The organism is Mycobacterium sp. NGS51 (genome assembly GCF_059812525.1).
Genome location: NZ_JCALCV010000010.1, coordinates 129,590 through 146,507 on the forward strand (window position 1 = coordinate 129,590; position 16,918 = coordinate 146,507).

General features: G+C 68.2%; 15 protein-coding genes and 1 pseudogene. 7 read left to right on the plus strand and 9 right to left on the minus strand.

The genetic code is table 11. The features are described from left to right. The first annotated feature begins 79 nt into the window (after positions 1–79). From cobG to AC5Y5W_RS14395, 3 genes are read left to right on the plus strand one after another with little or no spacing between them, the layout of a single operon-like run. Positions 80–1,186, plus strand: a complete 1,107-nt coding sequence (cobG, locus tag AC5Y5W_RS14385; protein ID WP_500010288.1) for a precorrin-3B synthase — start codon at positions 80–82, stop codon at positions 1,184–1,186. A 9-nt stretch (positions 1,187–1,195) separates the two neighbouring features. Beyond that, a complete protein-coding gene (locus AC5Y5W_RS14390) occupies positions 1,196–1,819 on the plus strand; it encodes a precorrin-8X methylmutase (RefSeq protein WP_500010289.1) in 624 nt (207 codons plus the stop codon). After that, positions 1,816–3,276 (plus strand): precorrin-2 C(20)-methyltransferase, encoded by a 1,461-nt coding sequence (locus tag AC5Y5W_RS14395; RefSeq protein ID WP_500010290.1) that lies wholly within the window; start codon positions 1,816–1,818, stop codon positions 3,274–3,276. The genes AC5Y5W_RS14390 and AC5Y5W_RS14395 overlap by 4 nt, the downstream gene beginning before the upstream one ends. A 4-nt stretch (positions 3,277–3,280) precedes the next feature. On the opposite strand, the gene AC5Y5W_RS14400 is transcribed toward AC5Y5W_RS14395, so the two are convergent. Further along, complete coding sequence (locus AC5Y5W_RS14400; RefSeq protein ID WP_500010291.1) at positions 3,281–5,899, minus strand: LuxR C-terminal-related transcriptional regulator; 2,619 nt, start codon at positions 5,897–5,899, stop codon at positions 3,281–3,283. Positions 5,900–6,062: 163 nt separating this feature from the next. On the opposite strand from AC5Y5W_RS14400, the gene AC5Y5W_RS14405 reads away from it, so the two are divergent. Beyond that, on the plus strand, positions 6,063–7,454 hold the full coding sequence (locus tag AC5Y5W_RS14405) for an FAD-dependent oxidoreductase (protein ID WP_500010292.1): 1,392 nt from the start codon (positions 6,063–6,065) through the stop codon (positions 7,452–7,454). On the opposite strand, the gene AC5Y5W_RS14410 is transcribed toward AC5Y5W_RS14405, so the two are convergent. The 6 genes and pseudogenes from AC5Y5W_RS14410 to dprE2 all read right to left on the minus strand — a co-directional run bounded on the left by AC5Y5W_RS14410 (position 7,451) and on the right by dprE2 (position 12,765). Continuing rightward, positions 7,451–8,350, minus strand: a complete 900-nt coding sequence (locus AC5Y5W_RS14410; protein ID WP_500010348.1) for a hypothetical protein — start codon at positions 8,348–8,350, stop codon at positions 7,451–7,453. The two genes, AC5Y5W_RS14405 and AC5Y5W_RS14410, sit on opposite strands and share 4 nt — an antisense overlap. 1 nt (position 8,351) lies before the next feature. Beyond that, positions 8,352–9,062, minus strand: a pseudogene (locus AC5Y5W_RS14415) (adenylate/guanylate cyclase domain-containing protein); the annotation flags it as partial. 192 nt (positions 9,063–9,254) lie between these two features. Beyond that, positions 9,255–9,986, minus strand: coding sequence for a cobalt-precorrin-6A reductase (locus AC5Y5W_RS14420; RefSeq protein ID WP_500010293.1), 732 nt, complete (start codon positions 9,984–9,986; stop codon positions 9,255–9,257). Next, a complete protein-coding gene (gene cobM, locus AC5Y5W_RS14425) occupies positions 9,986–10,741 on the minus strand; it encodes a precorrin-4 C(11)-methyltransferase (protein ID WP_500010294.1) in 756 nt (251 codons plus the stop codon). Before cobM ends, AC5Y5W_RS14420 begins: the two co-directional genes overlap by 1 nt. Further along, entirely contained in the window at positions 10,738–11,913 is a 1,176-nt protein-coding gene (gene cbiE, locus AC5Y5W_RS14430; protein WP_500010295.1) for a precorrin-6y C5,15-methyltransferase (decarboxylating) subunit CbiE, read from the minus strand. Before cbiE ends, cobM begins: the two co-directional genes overlap by 4 nt. Before the next feature lie 102 nt (positions 11,914–12,015). Further along, positions 12,016–12,765, minus strand: coding sequence for a decaprenylphospho-beta-D-erythro-pentofuranosid-2-ulose 2-reductase (dprE2, locus tag AC5Y5W_RS14435; protein WP_500010296.1), 750 nt, complete (start codon positions 12,763–12,765; stop codon positions 12,016–12,018). A 35-nt stretch (positions 12,766–12,800) separates the two neighbouring features. Between dprE2 and AC5Y5W_RS14440 the strand changes: the two genes are divergently transcribed. Both AC5Y5W_RS14440 and AC5Y5W_RS14445 read left to right on the plus strand, forming a co-directional pair. After that, entirely contained in the window at positions 12,801–13,214 is a 414-nt protein-coding gene (locus AC5Y5W_RS14440; protein WP_499884079.1) for a F420-dependent biliverdin reductase, read from the plus strand. A 1-nt stretch (position 13,215) separates the two neighbouring features. Beyond that, a complete protein-coding gene (locus tag AC5Y5W_RS14445) occupies positions 13,216–14,085 on the plus strand; it encodes an NYN domain-containing protein (protein WP_500010297.1) in 870 nt (289 codons plus the stop codon). Here AC5Y5W_RS14445 and AC5Y5W_RS14450 read toward each other — a convergent pair. Both AC5Y5W_RS14450 and AC5Y5W_RS14455 read right to left on the minus strand, forming a co-directional pair. Beyond that, a complete protein-coding gene (locus AC5Y5W_RS14450; protein WP_500010298.1) occupies positions 14,082–14,759 on the minus strand; it encodes a GNAT family N-acetyltransferase in 678 nt (225 codons plus the stop codon). The two genes, AC5Y5W_RS14445 and AC5Y5W_RS14450, sit on opposite strands and share 4 nt — an antisense overlap. 28 nt (positions 14,760–14,787) lie before the next feature. Next, positions 14,788–15,915, minus strand: coding sequence for a M24 family metallopeptidase (locus tag AC5Y5W_RS14455; protein WP_500010299.1), 1,128 nt, complete (start codon positions 15,913–15,915; stop codon positions 14,788–14,790). A 40-nt stretch (positions 15,916–15,955) separates the two neighbouring features. Here AC5Y5W_RS14455 and AC5Y5W_RS14460 point away from each other — a divergent pair, with 40 nt between their 5' ends. Beyond that, complete coding sequence (locus AC5Y5W_RS14460) at positions 15,956–16,912, plus strand: 5'-3' exonuclease (protein ID WP_500010300.1); 957 nt, start codon at positions 15,956–15,958, stop codon at positions 16,910–16,912. The last annotated feature ends 6 nt before the right edge of the window (positions 16,913–16,918 follow it).

Genomic DNA, 16,918 nt, shown 5'->3' on the forward strand with positions numbered 1-16,918 from the left:
CGGCAACGCGTGGCACGCACGAGTAGTGGACTACCTGTTTTTGATGTCCCGGCTGCGATAGGCCGTAGCGTTAGCGGTAATGCGCACCCGCGACCAGGACGCCTGCCCCGGCGCCCTGCAGCTGCATCAGGCCGCCGACGGACCGTTGGTTCGAGTCCGGCTGCCCGGAGGAATGGTCGCCGCGGCCCAGTTGGCAACCCTGGCGCAGGCATCGCGCCAGTTCGGCTCGGGAACGCTCGAATTGACGGCGCGCGGCAACGTGCAGATCCGCGCGATCACCGACCCGGTGCGGGTCGCCGATCTGCTGAGCAGCGCGGGTCTGTTGCCGTCGGCAACACACGAGCGAGTCCGCAACATCGTCGCCTCCCCGTTGTCGGGTCGGGTGGGTGGCAGCGTCGATGTGCGCAGGTGGGTTGGTGAGCTCGACACGGCGATTCAAGCCGAAGCCGCGTTGACTTTGCTGCCCGGCCGATTCTGGTTCAGCATCGACGACGGTCGCGGCGACGTGTCGGGGTTGGGCGCTGATGCCGGCCTACAGCGGCTCGACGACGGCGTCGCGCTGCTCTTGGCCGGCCGGGACACCGGCGTGCGGGTGACAGCCGACGAGGCGGTGGGCGCGCTGGTTGGGGTCGCGAAACGGTTCGTCGAGACACGTGGAAACGCCTGGCGCATTTGCGAATTGGCCGATCCAAATGTGTTGGTGCCCGGCGCCCGCGTTGGCGACCGGGTGCCCCGGGTCGCCGCCCCGCCGGTTGGGTGGATCGCACAGGATGACGGCCGCATAGCGCTGGGCGCCGTGGCGCCCCTGGGCATTGTGCCGTCCCGCACCGCGGACTATCTGGCCGCGATCGACGCGCCACTGGTCATCACGCCGTGGCGGTCGGTGCTGGTGTGCGATCTCGACGAAGCGGTCGCCGACGCGGCGCTGCGGGTGCTGGCGCCGCTGGGCCTGGTTTTCGACGAGAACTCGCCCTGGCTGTCGATCAGCGCCTGCGTCGGCAGCCCGGGATGCGCATATTCGGCGGCCGATGTACGGGCCGATGCCGCGGCTTTCGCGGCGCAGACGGCCGATCCGCAACACCGCCGCCACTTTGTCGGCTGCGAGCGGGCCTGCGGCAGTCCGCCGGTGGGTGAAGTCCTGGTCGCCACCGGAGACGGGTACCGAACGCTGCGGGCACGCCCGTAGGGTGAGCGCGTGCTCGACTACCTTCGCGACGCCGCCGAAATCTACCGGCAGTCGTTTGCGACCATCCGCGCCGAGGCGGATCTGGCCGGGTTCCCGGCCGACGTCGTGGAGGTGGTGGTGCGGCTGATTCATACCTGCGGCCAGGTCGACCTTCCCGAGCATGTCGCTTACACCCACGACGTCGTCGCCAGGGCCGGCGCCGCCCTGACGGGCGGTGCTCCGGTGCTCTGCGATTCGTCGATGGTGGCCGCCGGCGTCACCCGCGCCCGGCTTCCGGCGGACAACGAGGTGGTGTCGCTGGTGGCGGACCCGCGCGCCGCGGAGTTGGCCGCGCGCCAAAACACCACCCGCTCGGCGGCCGGGGTGGAGCTGTGGGCGGATCGGTTGTCCGGGGCGGTGCTGGCGATCGGCAACGCGCCCACCGCGTTGTTCCGACTGCTCGAACTCCTCGACGACGGGGCGCCGACGCCGGCCGCGGTGCTCGGGGGGCCGGTGGGGTTCGTTGGATCGGCGCAGTCCAAGCAGGAACTCATCGACCGCCCGCGCGGAATGTCGTATCTGCTGGTGCGGGGCCGTCGCGGCGGCAGCGCGATGGCCGCCGCCGCCGTCAACGCGATCGCCGGCGCGCAATGACCGGGCGCGGCACGCTGTTCGGCGTCGGGCTGGGCCCCGGCGACCCAGAGTTGGTGACAGTCAAAGCCGCCCGGGTGATCGGCGACGCGGACGTAGTGGCCTATCACAGCGCTCGCCACGGTCACAGCATCGCCCGTGGTATCGCCGAACCATATCTGCGGCCGGGTCACATCGAGGAGCACCTGGTTTATCCGGTCACCACCGAGACCACCGACCATCCCGGCGGCTACGCCGGGGCGCTAGAGGACTTCTACACCGCTGCCACCGGCCGCATTGCCGCCCATCTGGACGCCGGCCGCGACGTGGCTCTGCTGGCCGAGGGTGATCCGCTGTTCTACAGCTCCTACATGCATCTGCACACCCGGCTGACGCAGCAGTTCTCCGCGGTGATCGTGCCGGGTGTGACGTCGGTCAGCGCGGCCGCGGCGGCGATCGCAACGCCGTTGGTCGCCGGCGACGAGGTGCTGTCCGTGCTACCCGGCACGTTGCCGGTCGCCGAGCTGGCGCGTCGGCTTTCCGACGCCGACGCCGCCGTGGTGTTGAAGCTGGGCCGATCGTATCCTGCTGTGCGAGAGGCTCTTTCGTTAGCCGGTCAGCTCGACGATGCCCTCTATGTAGAGCGCGCGAGTACCGTCGAGCAGCGGGTGCTGCCGGCCGCCGACATCGAAGAGACCACCGTGCCCTACTTCTCGCTGGCGATGGTTCCCGGTGTGCGGCAGCGCCGTTCGCGCCCGGGTGGGGTCGCGGTGGTCGGGCTGGGCCCCGGACACACCGACTGGATGACGCCGGAGAGCCGTCGCGAGCTGGCCGCCGCAACGGATCTGATCGGTTACGGCCCGTATCTGCAGCGCATCCCGGTCCGTAACGGTCAGCGCCGGCACCCCAGCGACAACACCGACGAACCGGCGCGGGCGCAGTTGGCGTGCGCGCTGGCCGAGCAGGGGCGCGCGGTGGCGGTGGTGTCGTCGGGTGACCCCGGGGTGTTCGCGATGGCGACAGCAGTGCTCGAAGAGGCCAAACAGTGGCCGACGGTGCCGGTGCGAGTGATTCCCGCGATGACGGCAGCGCAAGCCGTCGCCAGCCGGGTCGGCGCCCCACTGGGCCACGACTACGCGGTGATCTCGCTATCCGATCGGCTCAAGCCGTGGGAGGTGATCGCAGCGCGACTCTCGGCAGCAGCCGCGGCCGATCTCGTGCTGGCCGTGTACAACCCGGCGTCGAAGACCCGGACCTGGCAAGTCGAAGCAATGCAAGATCTGTTGCTCGCACATCGCGAACCGGGCACACCGGTGGTGATCGGTCGCGACGTGTCCGGCCCGAATGAAGAGGTCCGGGTGGTGCGGCTGGGTGACCTCGACCCCGCCGGTGTCGATATGCGTTGCCTGCTGATCGTCGGTTCCTCGCAGACACAGTGGTACGGAGACCGCGTCTTCACCCCACGGACCTATCCGACATAGCTGCTCAAGACTTGGCCAGCCCGCCACGGATGACGGACCCCAACTCGTCGCGGGTAGTCACGCCGACCCGCTGACAGGCCCGATAGACATGTCCCTCGACGGTGCGCACCGACATCATCAGCCGCTCGGCGATCTCGCGGTTGGACAACCCCGCGAGCACCAATTCGATCACCTCGCGCTGGCGACCGCTCAACGGAAGACCCGCCGAGCTGCGCAACGCCGGTGTGCACAGCCCACCGCATTCATCGGACAGCTCGCGTGCTACCGCGGCCGCGTACAGTCCGCGCTGGCGCTGCCGGCTCCCAGTGAAGACGGCCGCCGCCTGTGCGGCCGCGTCGGCCGCCGCGGCCCGGTCGCCGATCGCACGGTATTCCGACGAAGCCGTGAGCAAGCCGTCCCCGTTACCTGCGAGCAGCGATTCAGTGTGCAGCGCAACGGTATCGGCAAGGCGAAGCGACAATGTATCAGCCAACTCACGGGCTCGGCCCGCAGCCGATGCATCACCCCACTGAGCCATCGCCTGAAGGCAGGCCAGTTCGTGGGTTGGTTGCCCCCGGTCCCGCGCCTCATCGGCTGCCGCGCGTACCGCGGCGATGGCTTCGACCAGATAGCCTTTGGCCGCCAGCGTCCACCCGGTGGCGAGCGCCAGTGCGGTGTGCATGAAAAGGTAGTCGGCCGGCACGCAGCGCCGGGCTTCGTCGAGCGCTTCCTCGGCAGCCCCCGGCTGGCCCAGTTTGGCGTACGCTTCGGCCAAGCCGAAGCAACTCGCTGGACGTAAACCCGTTGTCGCACCATGTCGTTCGACTCCTGCACGTGCTTCGCGCAGCAGCCGGACGGCGTTGTGGAAGTCACCGCGCATCAAGTCGGCATGGCCCAACAGGAACGCGAGGTTGGCGTAGGCAAGACCGGGCACGTCTCGAGCCGAGTCGGCGATCCGCTTGGCGGCTTGCAGGCTCTCGTCGATCCGGCCGGTCAAGCGGCAGGCGCGGGCGTACACCCCGCCGAACCAGAACCGCATCGGCGATGATTCGAACGCGGTGATCACCCGGTCGATGGCCTGTTCGGCGACGATGGTCAGCTCGTCCACCGTGCCGAGAGCGCCCATTGCCATGATCCGCGCAACCGATGCCATCATCGCGTGAAAGTCCGACAATGTCCCGGAAGACAATGCTGCCCTGGCGTTTTCGTCCGCGGCCGCGCAGCGGGCCAACACCACGTCGACGCACGCCTGGACCGCCATGCGTGCATCGCGGTCGGCCGCCGACTCCGCTGCTGCGGCGAGGCGTTCGAGGATGTCCGCCGCCTCCGCCGGCCGGCCAAGCATCCACACCAGGTTGGCAGCCCGAACGGTCGACCATCGATGGCTGTCCGCACGACCGCTCTCACAGACGTCCCGCAGGACTTCCTCGGCCTGCTCGCCCCGTCCGAGCAGAACGAGGGTCATCGCACGCATGGTCGCAGCGTCGGGGGCGCCGCAGGAGGCTGCCGCCGCGGCGAACCGCTCGGCCGCATCGGGATCCAGCAGCATCATCGCAAAGCGTGCTGCCTCCAGATACAAGTCCGGGTCGGGATCGAGATCCGAGTCGAGGGTGAGCAGAGCGCGCCGCACCGTCGCGTGCATGTCGCGATCGGCCTCCTGGCCCAGCCGTTGCGCCAACCGGCCGCGGACCTTGGACAGATGCATCTCTCCTGCCGTCGCTCGGCGAAGCTCGCCGATCAGCGGATGCGCCAACCGGGCCAGCCGCTCGTCACCCACTCGCTCCACGGCCACCAGACGCATCTGTTCGGCCGACTCGAGGTCTCCCCGGCGCACCAGATCGCAGAGCACCGGCACACTCAGCGGTTCACACTGCGAGAGGGTGTCGATGACGCGTGCTACCCCCGCGGTCATCCGGCCCAACTGCCGGGCCAGCATGTCGCTGAGATTCTGTGACACCGCGACATCGCCGTCCCACATCCACACTCCGGCCAGTTGCCGCATCCGGCCCGCGGCGAGTTGGTCGGCTATCAACTGCCGCAAGAACAACGCGTTGCCGCCCGTCAGCCTCCAAAACCGCTCAGCGCTGCGGGCATCGACCGACCCACCGACGGAGGCCTCTATCAGGGCGCGAGTTGCCTCGGCGGACAGCGGTTCCAGATCCAGTCGGGTGAGCAGGCCGTCCTTCCACAACGCCGTCACCGCGTCGGGCTCGTCTGCGCCGGTTCGCACGGTCACCACCAACCGCGCGCCCCGTGTCTGGGCCAGTTGATGCACGACATGCGCGGACAACCCGTCGAGAAGGTGCGCATCGTCGACCCCCACCAACACCCGGCCCTGGCGCTGCTGCGCGACAAAGCTATTGATCAACCGCCGCACGTTCGGCAGCGGCTCGGTCACCGAGTCGGTGAGTAGCGCGGTGAATGCACCCAGCGGAAGTGATCGCGCCGATTCGGTGCCGACGATCCAGTTGGTGCGGTCGCCGCCCGCCGCCGCGCGGGTCAACACCTCGCGAGCGAGCCGGGTCTTGCCCACCCCGGCAGCTCCGGCGATCATCACGCCGGAGTAGTTGCCAAACCCGCTCAGCGCGCGACGAATAGCCCCTAGTTCACCGTCCCGGCCAGCCAACGGATCACCGCTGATCACGCGGCGACTATAACCGCGACCGCGCAGCTCACGAGGCAATTTGGCAGCTATTCCCGCGCGGACCGTATCCAGCAAGTCGAGTAGTTGACTACGCTGTCCGGCTCCTTCCGCCGGCATCGACGATGGTGTGCGTCAGTGACAGCTCGTCGAGAGTGGGTGCGCAATGGCCAAGATCGGTGATCATGCAGTTATCTTGGGCGCGAGCATGGCCGGCCTGCTGGCCGCACGGGCAGTGGCCGAGTTCTACGAGACGGTCACGATAGTCGAGCGCGACACCCTGCCCTACGAGGCCGCCGACCGTCGGGGGGTACCACAGGGACGCCACCTACATGCGCTGTTGGCGAGGGGTGCGCAGGTATTGGATGAGCTGTTCCCTGAGATTCTCGACGAGCTGATCACTGACGGTGCGCCGTACTTCGATGGCTGCGACCTATCCAAGTTGCACTACAGCGTGGCCGGCCACCGATTCGTCAGTACCGGCTCGGCCGAGGCGCTAGCCGTTTACCTGACCAGCAGACCGTTCCTGGAGCACCACGTCCGGCAGCGGGTCCGCGCCATCGCCAATGTCAGGCTGCTCGACAATCACGATGTCGTCGAGTTGATGTCGAGGCCGGACTGCACCCGCGTCACCGGCGTCCTCACCGTCGACCGGCACAGCCGGCACGAGTCGATCCTGCCCGCCGATCTGGTCGTCGACGCGACGGGACGCGCGTCGCGCACACCGCTGTGGCTGGAAAGCCTGGGCTATGCCCGCCCGATCGAAGACCGCGTCGTGGTCCACCTGGCCTATTCCAGTCAGCGGCTAACGATGCGGCCCGGCGCTTTGCACGAACTGGGTGTTTTGGTCGGCGTGGTGCCCGGCCGGCCCGCCGGGCTGGGGCTTATCAGTTGTGAGAATGACACCTGGGTGCTGACCGTGATGGGAATGGCGGGCCGGCAACCGCCCTGCGAGCTCTCCGCGATGTGTGCGTTCGCCGAAGGATTCGCACCCCAACATGTGCTGGATGCAGTACGCGATGCGCACCCTATCGGGGAGGTAGTACGGCACCGTGTCCCGTCGAGCCAGTGGCGCCGGTATGACAAGATGCGCCGATTTCCCCAAGGACTGTTGGTCATCGGGGACGCAATCTGCAGTTTCAACCCGATCTACGGCCAAGGTATGACGGTGGCCGCGCTGGAAGCCTTGGTATTGCGGCGCTGTTTATGCACGGGGACAAGTGATCTGGCTTGGCGGTTCTTCCGCGCTTCGGCGAAGCCAATCCGCCACGCGTGGCAACTGGCCGCCGGTGGCGACCTCGCGTTGCCCGAGATCGACGGCGAACGACCGCGGGCGACGCGAATGTTCAACGGATACGTGGATCGCGTGCTGACCGCTGCGGAATTCGACACTGTCGCGCTGAATCAGTTCGTCAAGGTAACGTCGCTTGTTGATCCGCCGAACCGGCTGCTGCGGCCCAACATGCTGTGGCGCGCGGCCTCGGCCAACTATCGCCAGCGGCGGCGCGACGGGCAGGTCAGTGAACCAACGGCTCCAGTCGACAAGGTAGCGGTTTAGCGTTCCATGGACTCGGCCATCGCAATATGGCCTTCGAAGCCAAGCGATGTCGCCATCGCGCGGTAGCGATCGACGAAATCTCGATACGCTCGATCGTTGTCCTGCGCCCGCGCGAGCAGCGCTCGCAAGCGCAGCAGCGCCACCTCGTAGAGCACGAACCCCGGTTCGACGGGCACGGCCGCCAGGTGTTCGATTGCGGCCTTGGCTTCGGTCACGTCGGCGTCGGTGCCACGTTGGAGCAAAGCTTCGGCGAGAGCGATCACTGCTGTTCCGCTGTAAACCGTTGCACCGGCCGCGAATACGTGGTATGCGATGGTGCGGAGGATCTCGATCGCGTCGTCATGATTGCCCGTTCCTACTTTCTCCTTGGCGCTTGCCATATCGATCAGATGTACCGTGTTCGTGATGAACCGGTTCTCTAGCAGCGCATCGCGGGCCATTGCGAGTAGGTGGAAGCCATCGCTGCGTTGCCGACCGTCGGATTGAGTCAGCGCGAAGCCGCGAAGCATTCGAGCCGCTGTCAGCGCGTAATCGTCGCCTCGATCTTCCGCCAGTTTCAACGTCTCCGCGGTGTCTTGTAGCAGAGGAGTGTCGGAGCGCAGCAGCCCGTGCAGTATTCCGAAGCCATAGATGAAGGGCAGTTCGATCGCCGCGCGACCACCGGGCTTGATCTCGCGGCACATCGCCGCGGCTTTGTCGATTTCGCTTTTCCAGCCCGGCTGTCCCAAGCAGGCGAGCGCGACGGCGCGCGCCATCAACGCCATTATCAGTGGCGTTTCGACGATGAGGTCGCCCATATGCGGGTCGCCGTCCGCCAGATCGATCATGTGCTGCGCCATCCGCAGGGCCTCAGTGATTTCGCACGCGCTCAGTTTTGGTGTCAGCGCCGTCCACAACAAACACCTGCACGCCGCGGCTTTCCGCAATAGAAACCGTCTCGGCGACGATGCGGCTCTTACCGATGCCGGCCGGCCCGACGACCCCAGCCACACAGCCGTGGCCCTTTGTCGACCGATCCAGCATCGCCGTCAGGGCGGCGAGCTCCCACTCCCGGCCCACCAAGGCCAGCGCATGTGGACCAATCCGTCCCTGCCTCGCCGCCAGCGCCATCAGCCCGCGTGCCGGCACTGGGTCGGCGGAGCCCTTGATTCGCACCAGCTCCGGTTCGCCGAGAACAGCGGCATGCTCGACTAGCCGCGCGGTGGTCTCGCTGAGCATCACCCCACCGGGCGGCGCGATCGATTCCATCCGCTGAGCCATCCCGACCTGGTGGCCGATCGCGGTATAACCGGCAGGGCCGGAACCGATCTCGCCCACGATGACTTCCCCGGAGTTCAATCCGACCCGCAGTTGCAGGGTGATGTCGTCGTTGGCTTTGACCTCGGTGGCCAGACGCTTGGCCTCTGCTTGCATGTCCAGCGCGGCGGCGCAGGCCCGAAAAGCGTGATCTTCCAGAGACACTGGTGCGCCGAAGATCACCATGATGCCGTCGCCGGTGAACTTATCCACCGTGCCGCCATAGCGCTGTGCTGCGGCGACGGAGCGCCTGAACAGTTGCGTCATGATCTCCCGCAGCCGCTCCGCACCGACAGCCGCGGCGATGTCCATCGAATGCACGACGTCGGCGAACAGCACCGTCACCTGCTTGTACTCGGCGGCGGTAGCCGAAGCGGTGAGCGGCGACCCGCACTCGTCGCAGAATTTGGCTTCCGCGCGCGCCGTAGTGCCACATGCCGCGCAGGCCAATCCGGCGGTGACACTGCCGTCGCTCACGCCACTATCGTGACACCGCACGCATCCCTACGCTGGGAAAAGACGCGCCAGCCAGGTCACCGCCTCGTCGACCGTGCGCACTGTCATCGCACCGGGCGGCAGCGGCGGGCGGTCCACCATCACCACGGGGATGTCCAGTGCGGCAGCGGCGTCCAGTTTGGCCCGCGTCATCTGGCCGCCGCTGTTCTTGGTGACCAGCGCGTCGATGCGATGCTCGCGCAGCAGCGCGTATTCGCCGTCGTAGTGGTACGGACCGCGGGACACCAGCAGGTGGTGGCGGCGGGGCAAGACCTCGGTGTCCGGCGACGTGACCGCGCGGATCAAAAACCAGGCCTCGCTGTCAGCGAAGGCCGCCGTACCGGATCTGCCGGTGGTGAGGAACACCCGCGAAAATCCCCGATGCGAAACAGCTTCAGCTGCTTCAGTATCTGAGGCAACCAAGGTGGCGCCGCCCGGGTCCCAGGCCGGGCGGGCCAGCACCAGATACGGCAGTCCCATCTCGCCGCATACCTGTGCGGCGTGTGCGGTGATGGTGGCCGCGAATGGGTGGGTGGCATCGACGACGGTGTCGATGTGTTCGTCGCGCAGCCACTGCCGGAGTCCGGCTGCACCACCGAACCCGCCGATGCGCACCGCGCCGACCGGCAGCGCCGGGTCGGGCACCCGGCCGGCCAGCGAACTGATGATGTCGACGTCTGGGTACAACCGGGCGGCCAGCGCTCGCGCCTCGCCGGTGCCGCCGAGTAGCAGCACCCGCATCAGTGCCCGCTCCCCCGGGCACGCCCTGCCGAATACAGGTAGCTGTCGGTGAAACCCTCCGCCGCCAGCACGTCGCCGACGATGATGACCGCGGTCTTGGTAACCCCTGCATGGTGCATCTGCCCGGCGATGTCGGACAGTGTGCCGCGCAGTACGCTCTGTTGCGGCCAGGTGGCGAAAGCCACTACCGCCGTGGGTGTTTCGGGGCGATAGCCGCCGTTCACCAATTGCGAGACGATGGCGTCGATCTGCGCGGCAGCCAAGTGCAACACGAGGGTCCCACCGGATCGGGCCAGCGTGCCAAGGTCTTCACCGGGCGGCATGGCCGTCGACAAGGTCGCTACCCGGGTCAGCGTGACTGTCTGCGCGACGCCCGGGACGGTGAGCGCACGCCCCAGCGCAGCCGCGGCTGCGGCGAAGGCCGGAACGCCGGGCACGATTTCGTATTCGATGCCCAGTGTGTCGAGCTGTCGGCACTGCTCGGCCAACGCGCTGTAGAGCGACGGGTCACCGGAGTGCAGCCGTGCTACGTCGCGGTCGGCGGAGTGGGCTTCGACGATCTCGGCAACGATCTGCTCCAGGGTCAGCGGTCCGGTGTCGACGACCCGCGCGTCGGGCGGGCAGAGGGCCAGCAGGTCGTCGGGCATGATCGAGCCGGCGTACAGGCACACTGGGCAGCGGCGCAGCATCTCCTGCCCCCGCACGGTGATCAGATCGGCCGCGCCGGGGCCCGCGCCGATGAAGTACACGGTCATGATTTGGTCACCGCCCATTGGGTGACCGGCAGCTGCGGTCGCCAACCGGTGAAGCCGCCCAGCGGCTCGCCACGATAGTGCTGAAAACGTTGCAAGGTTCCGCCTAAACGTGAATATAGCTGCGCCAGAACGGCTTCCGACTCAACGGTGACGGCGTTGGCCACCAGCCGTCCGCCGGCGGGCAGGTGGTCGAGGCACGCCTCGAACATCCCCGGCTGGGTCAGCCCACCGCCGAGGAACACTGCCGACGGCGTGGCAGCACCATCGAAGGCCTGCGGCGCCGCGCCGCGCACCTCGACGTCGACGCCGAACGCGGCGGCATTGCGGGCAATGCTGTCGCGACGCGTGTCGTCGCGTTCGAAAGCCACCGCGGTGCAACCCCGGCCGGTGCGCGCCCACTCCACCGCGATGCTCCCCGAACCCGACCCCACATCCCACAACCGCGCGCCGGGGCGCGGCGCCAACGCCGCCAGCGTCACCGCGCGGATGCTCTGCTTGGTGATCTGACCGTCGTGGGCGAACGCGTCCTCGGGCAGCACCGCCGACACCCGGTCGTCGGGCAGATACCGCACCGCGATCACATTGAGGCCGTCGACATCGTCGGGCGGGGCGGCGGCCCAGTCGCGGGCGGTGCTGTGACGACATCGCTCCCCTGGACCGCCGAGCTGCTCGAGCACGCTGAACAGCGAATCGCCGCGGCCGTATTCGGTGAGCAACCCGGCCAGCGCCAACGGGGTACCGGCGTCGCGCGACAACACGACCGCGCGCCCGCCGCGGCGTACCGCAGTGTGCGGCCCCGCGGTCACCAGACTGATCACTTCGGTGTCCTGGACGATCCAGCCCATCCGGGCACACGCCAGCGTCACCGCCGAGACATGCGGCAACACGACGACCTGCTCCGCACCCAACAGCCGGATCAGGGTGCCGCCGATCCCGTGCAGCATCGGGTCGCCGCTGGCCAGCACGTGCACGTCGGTCGACTCGTCGCACAGGCTTTGCAGCGCGGGCAGCAACGGCGACGGCCATTCCCGCTTGTGCGCGGGCACCGAGGCGTCGAGCATGTCCAGTTGCCTGCGTGAGCCGTAAATAACTGCGGCGCTGCGTAATTCAGTCGACGACCGCTCCGACAGGCCGGCCATCCCGTCGGCGCCGATCCCCACAACAAAGATCATTGGCGCCGCTCCTCCTCATCACTTCGTTCTGCATCGTCGCCGACGCGGATCATTGGCGCCGCTCCTCCTCATCACTTCGTTCTGCATCGTCGCCGACGCGGATCACCGCGGCATCCTTCGCCAGGCGAACTGCGGTAGCAGTCGCATCACCACCGACGCCGGCCGCAAAGCCCACGGAATCCACACTGTGCGCCGCCCCTTGGCCAGTGCCCGCGCCGTCGCGGCGGCCACTTGCGCCGGAGTGCTGGGCAGCGGCGCCGGCGACATACCTTCGGTCATCCGGCCGACGACGAATCCCGGCCGTACGATCAGCACTCGCACCCCGGTGCCGTGCAGCGCATCGGCCAGTCCGCTCGCGAAGCCGTCCAGACCGGCCTTGGCCGAGCCGTAGACGTAGTTGGCGCGCCGCACCCGCACCCCCGCGATCGAGGAGAACACCACCAGCGAGCCCCGCCCGGCGGTGCGCATGGCCGCCGCCAAATGGGTGAGCAGGCTGACCTGCGCGACGAAATCGGTGTGCACGACGGCTACCGCATGCGCGGCGTCGGTCTCGGCGCGGGCTTGATCGCCAAGGATGCCGAACGCCAGCACCGCGGTCTCGATCGGCCCGTGATCAGCGATGATCGACTCCACCAGCGCGCCGTGTGAAGCCAGGTCGTCGGCGTCGAACTCGCAGGTCCGCACCGCCACCGCCCCGGCCGCCCGGATCATCGACACCTGCTCGCCGAGCCGGTCGGCGTGGCGCGCCGCCAGCACCACCGTGGCCCCGGGAGCCAGCCGCAGCGCCAGTTCGGTGCCGATCTCGCTGCGACCGCCCAGAATCAGCACCGTCCCGGCATCCGTGTCATCCACGGCTGCGATTATCGCCTGCGATAACGTGAGCGGTGATGGCGAATACCACCACCCGGCTCACCACCGACGCGCTGGCGTTCCTCACCGAGCGCCATTTGGCCATGTTGACCACCCTGCGCGCGGACAATTCGCCGCACGTGGTGGCCGTCGGCTTCACCTTCGACCCCAAGACCCACATCGCACGCGTCATCACCAGCGGCGGCTCGCAGAAGGCCGTCAACGCGGAGCGCGGCGGAGTCGCTGTGCTCAGTCAGGTCGACGGCGCCCGCTGGCTGTCCCTGGAAGGCCGGGCCAGTGTGAACAGCGGGGTCGACGCCGTGCGCGACGCCGAACTGCGCTATGCGCAGCGCTACCGCACCCCACGCGAAAACCCGCGACGGGTGGTCATCGAGGTGCAAGTGGAGCGGGTGCTGGGATCGTCGGATCTGCTCGACCGCGGCAAGGGCTGATTTGACGGAACCCGCTGCGGACCGCGTCGCGGTGTACCTCGACTTCGACAACATCGTGATGTCGCGGTATGACCAGGTTTACGGCCGCAACTCGTTCCAACGCGACAAGGCACGCGGCTTCGACAAAGAGCCGGAGCGGTTGGTGAAGGCCGCCGTCGACGTCGGCGCCATCATCGATTTCGCGTCGTCGTTTGGGACGCTGGTGCTGACCAGGGCCTACGCCGACTGGTCAGCCGACGTCAACGCCGGTTACCGTGACCAACTGGTCGGCCGCGCAGTCGATTTGGTGCAGCTGTTTCCCGCAGCGGCGTACGGCAAGAACGGGGCCGACATCCGGCTTGCGGTCGACGCGGTCGAAGACATGTTCCGGTTGCCGGACCTCACCCACGTCGTCATCGTGGCCGGCGACTCCGACTACATCGCGCTGGCCCAACGGTGTAAGCGGCTCGGTCGCTACGTCGTCGGTATCGGCGTGGCCGGTTCGACCAGCCGGTCGCTCACCGCAGCCTGCGACGATTTTGTCAGCTACGATGCTCTGCCCGGCGTTTCCAGCCCCGAGGACGCCGCGCCCAAGAAACGGCCCCGACGCACGAAGACCCCGGAGGCCGACGAGGAGCCGCAACCGCCCGCCGCGCAGGCCGCGGCCACCGGCTTGCTGGCACGGGCGCTGCGGATCGGCCACGAGAAGGACGACGCGGAATGGCTGCACAACTCGGCAGTCAAGGCGCAAATGAAGCGGATGGACCCGTCGTTCAGTGAAAAGTCACTGGGATTCCGATCATTCAGTGACTTTCTGCGGTCACGCAGCGAACTGGTAGAGCTGGACGAGAGCAGCACAACGCGGATGGTCCGGCTGCGGGCCGAAACCTAGCGGGTCGTCCGGGCATCGCGGGCGCCGGGCGCTCGGATGACCAGCGGTACCGCGGGGAAATAGGCCGCCATCTCCGGTCGCGACTTACCCAGGGCGGCAGTGCCGTAGCCCCGGTGGCGGCAATCGGGACGGATCCAGATCCGGACGTGCACCTCGTGGCCGATGAGCTCGCCGAAGACCATGCCGACCTTCTGCGCGCCGTCGACCGCGACGAACCAGGCGGCATCCTCGGCGTCGATCCGGGCCAGCGCCGCGCGGATCTCGTCGTCGAGGGTGCCGGCGGGCCCGCCCGACCCGTCGCCCGCGCCGCCGATCTCCTCGGTGCGCACACCGAAGATGTCGCGGTCGGCCTGGCCGGCGAAGGGCCGCAGCGCCAGACTTTCGCCCGAGCTCGCGGGCCGCTCCTGCAGGGTAAAGCTCAGTTGGGTGTTCAGGTCGTCGAGTTCGGCAGCGATCCGTTTACGGGAGTCCTTGGTGAGTTGGTCGAACGACATTCCCATCACCGCCTCGCTGCCCCGGTGCGAGATCCCCAACGAGGCGACGATCGCCTCAACCGCGGCAGGTCGGTCGTCCGCCTCCACGATCACGTCCAATACCTCGTGGCGACGTTCCAGGGCGAGGAGCAAAGCGTCGGCGATTTCCCGACGGGCAGCGGCACGGTCGTGGTTGCTCATCGCCCGAGCGTAGTCGCTGCGCCGCGGGTCAGTCGATCGGAACGACGATCAGTTCATGTGGTTGCTGGTTCACCGGCTCGGCGCCGTTTTCGGTCACCACGACGATGTCCTCGATGCGGGCCCCCCACTGGCCGGGAAAGTAGATGCCCGGCTCGACGGAAAACGCCATGCCCGCTGTCAGTGGGACTTCGTTGCCCGCGACGATGTAAGGCTCTTCGTGCACGGACAGCCCGATGCCGTGCCCGGTGCGGTGCACGAAGTACTCGCCGAGCCCGCCCTGTCTCAGCACGTCGCGGGCGGCCGCGTCCACCTGCTGCGCCGTTACACCCGGGCGAACCGCAGCCACGGCCGTGTGCTGCGCGCGCTGCAGCACCGAATACTGTTGCGCTACTTCAGCGCTGGGCTCACCGATGCTGTAGGTCCGCGTCGAGTCCGAGTGGTATCCCGGCTCGTAGGAGCCACCGATGTCGACGACGACGATGTCCCCGGCGTGAAGTTCGCGGTCGGAGCATTCGTGATGCGGGTCGGCGCCGTGCGGGCCGGACCCGACGATGATGAACGCGACGTCCGAATGACCCTCGGTGACAATCGCTTCGGAGATGTCTGCGGCGACGTCCGCCTCGGTTCGGCCCGGCACCAGAAATTCCGGCACCCGGGCATGCACCCGATCGATCGCCGCACCCGCCTTGCGCAGCGCGTCGATCTCGGCGGCGTCCTTGACCATCCGCAGCTGGCGCAGCACCCCGGTGGCCAGTACCGGCAGTACGCCGAGGACATCGGCCAGCGGCAACAGATGCAGCGCCGGCATCGCATCGGTGACCGCCGTCGCCACTGGGGCGCCGCCGAGTGCCGCCGCGACCAGCTGATAGGGGTCGTCGCCGTCGACCCAATCGGCCACCGCCAAGCCCAGATCCGCGGCAGCCGATTCCTTGAGCGCGGCCAGCTCCAGCCGCGGCACCACCACAGTGGGGTCACCGGAGGCCGGCAACACCAATGCGGTGAGCCGTTCGAAGGTCTGTGCGCGCGAACCGATCAAATACCGCAGGTCGTAGCCGGGGGTGATTACCAAACCCGCCAGGCCCGCGCCGGCGGTGGCGGCGGCCGCTGCGGCGAGGCGGCGGGCGTATACGTCGGTGTCGAATCGGCGGGAATTCACGCCTGCCAGGCTAGCCCGCAGGCGTGAGACGATGGCGGACATGCCTGCGCCCCTGCTGCTGCTTGACGGTGCCAGCATGTGGTTCCGCTCCTACTACGGGGTGCCGTCGTCGATCACGTCACCCGACGGCCGGCCGGTGAACGCGGTCCGCGGCTTCCTGGACTCGATGGCGCTGGTGATCACCAAGCAGCGGCCTGCCCGGTTGGTGGTGTGCCTGGATCTGGACTGGCGCCCGCAGTTTCGGGTGGACGCCATCGCGTCGTACAAAGCGCACCGCGTCGAACAGGCAAACCCCGACGGCCAGCCGGATGTCGAGGAAGTGCCCGACGAGTTGTCCCCGCAGGTGGAGATGATCGAGGCGATCCTGGACGCGTTCGGCATTGCCGCCGGCGGCGCGACCGGCTTCGAGGCCGACGACGTGATCGGCACACTGGCCGCCGCCGAACGCCGCGACCCCGTCGTCGTCGTCAGCGGCGACCGCGACCTGCTACAGGTGGTCGGCGACGATCCGGTCCGGGTTCGGGTGCTCTACCTGGGCCGCGGCTTGACCAACGCGACGCTGATGGGGCCGGCCGAGGTGGCCGACCGCTACGGTGTGCCCGCCGATCGGGCCGGCGCCGGCTATGCCGAGCTGGCGTTGCTGCGCGGCGATCCGTCCGACGGGCTGCCCGGTGTCCCCGGTATCGGCGAGAAGACCGCGGCGACGCTGCTGGCGCAGCATGGGTCACTGGCGGGAATCCTGGCTGCCGTCGATGACCCGAAATCATCGCTGTCCAAAGGCCTTCGGCGGAAGCTTCAGGAGGCCGCCGACTACGTCGAAGCCGCCGGGCCGGTGGTCCGGGTGGCCACCGATGCGCCGGTCACGTTGTCGACGCCGAGCGATGCGCTGCCGCTGGCGGCCGCCGACCCCAACGCCGTCGCAGAGCTGGCACACCAATTCGGTGTCGGCTCGTCGATCGCCCGGCTGCAGAAAGCGCTGGACTCGCTACCCGGCTGACGGTGG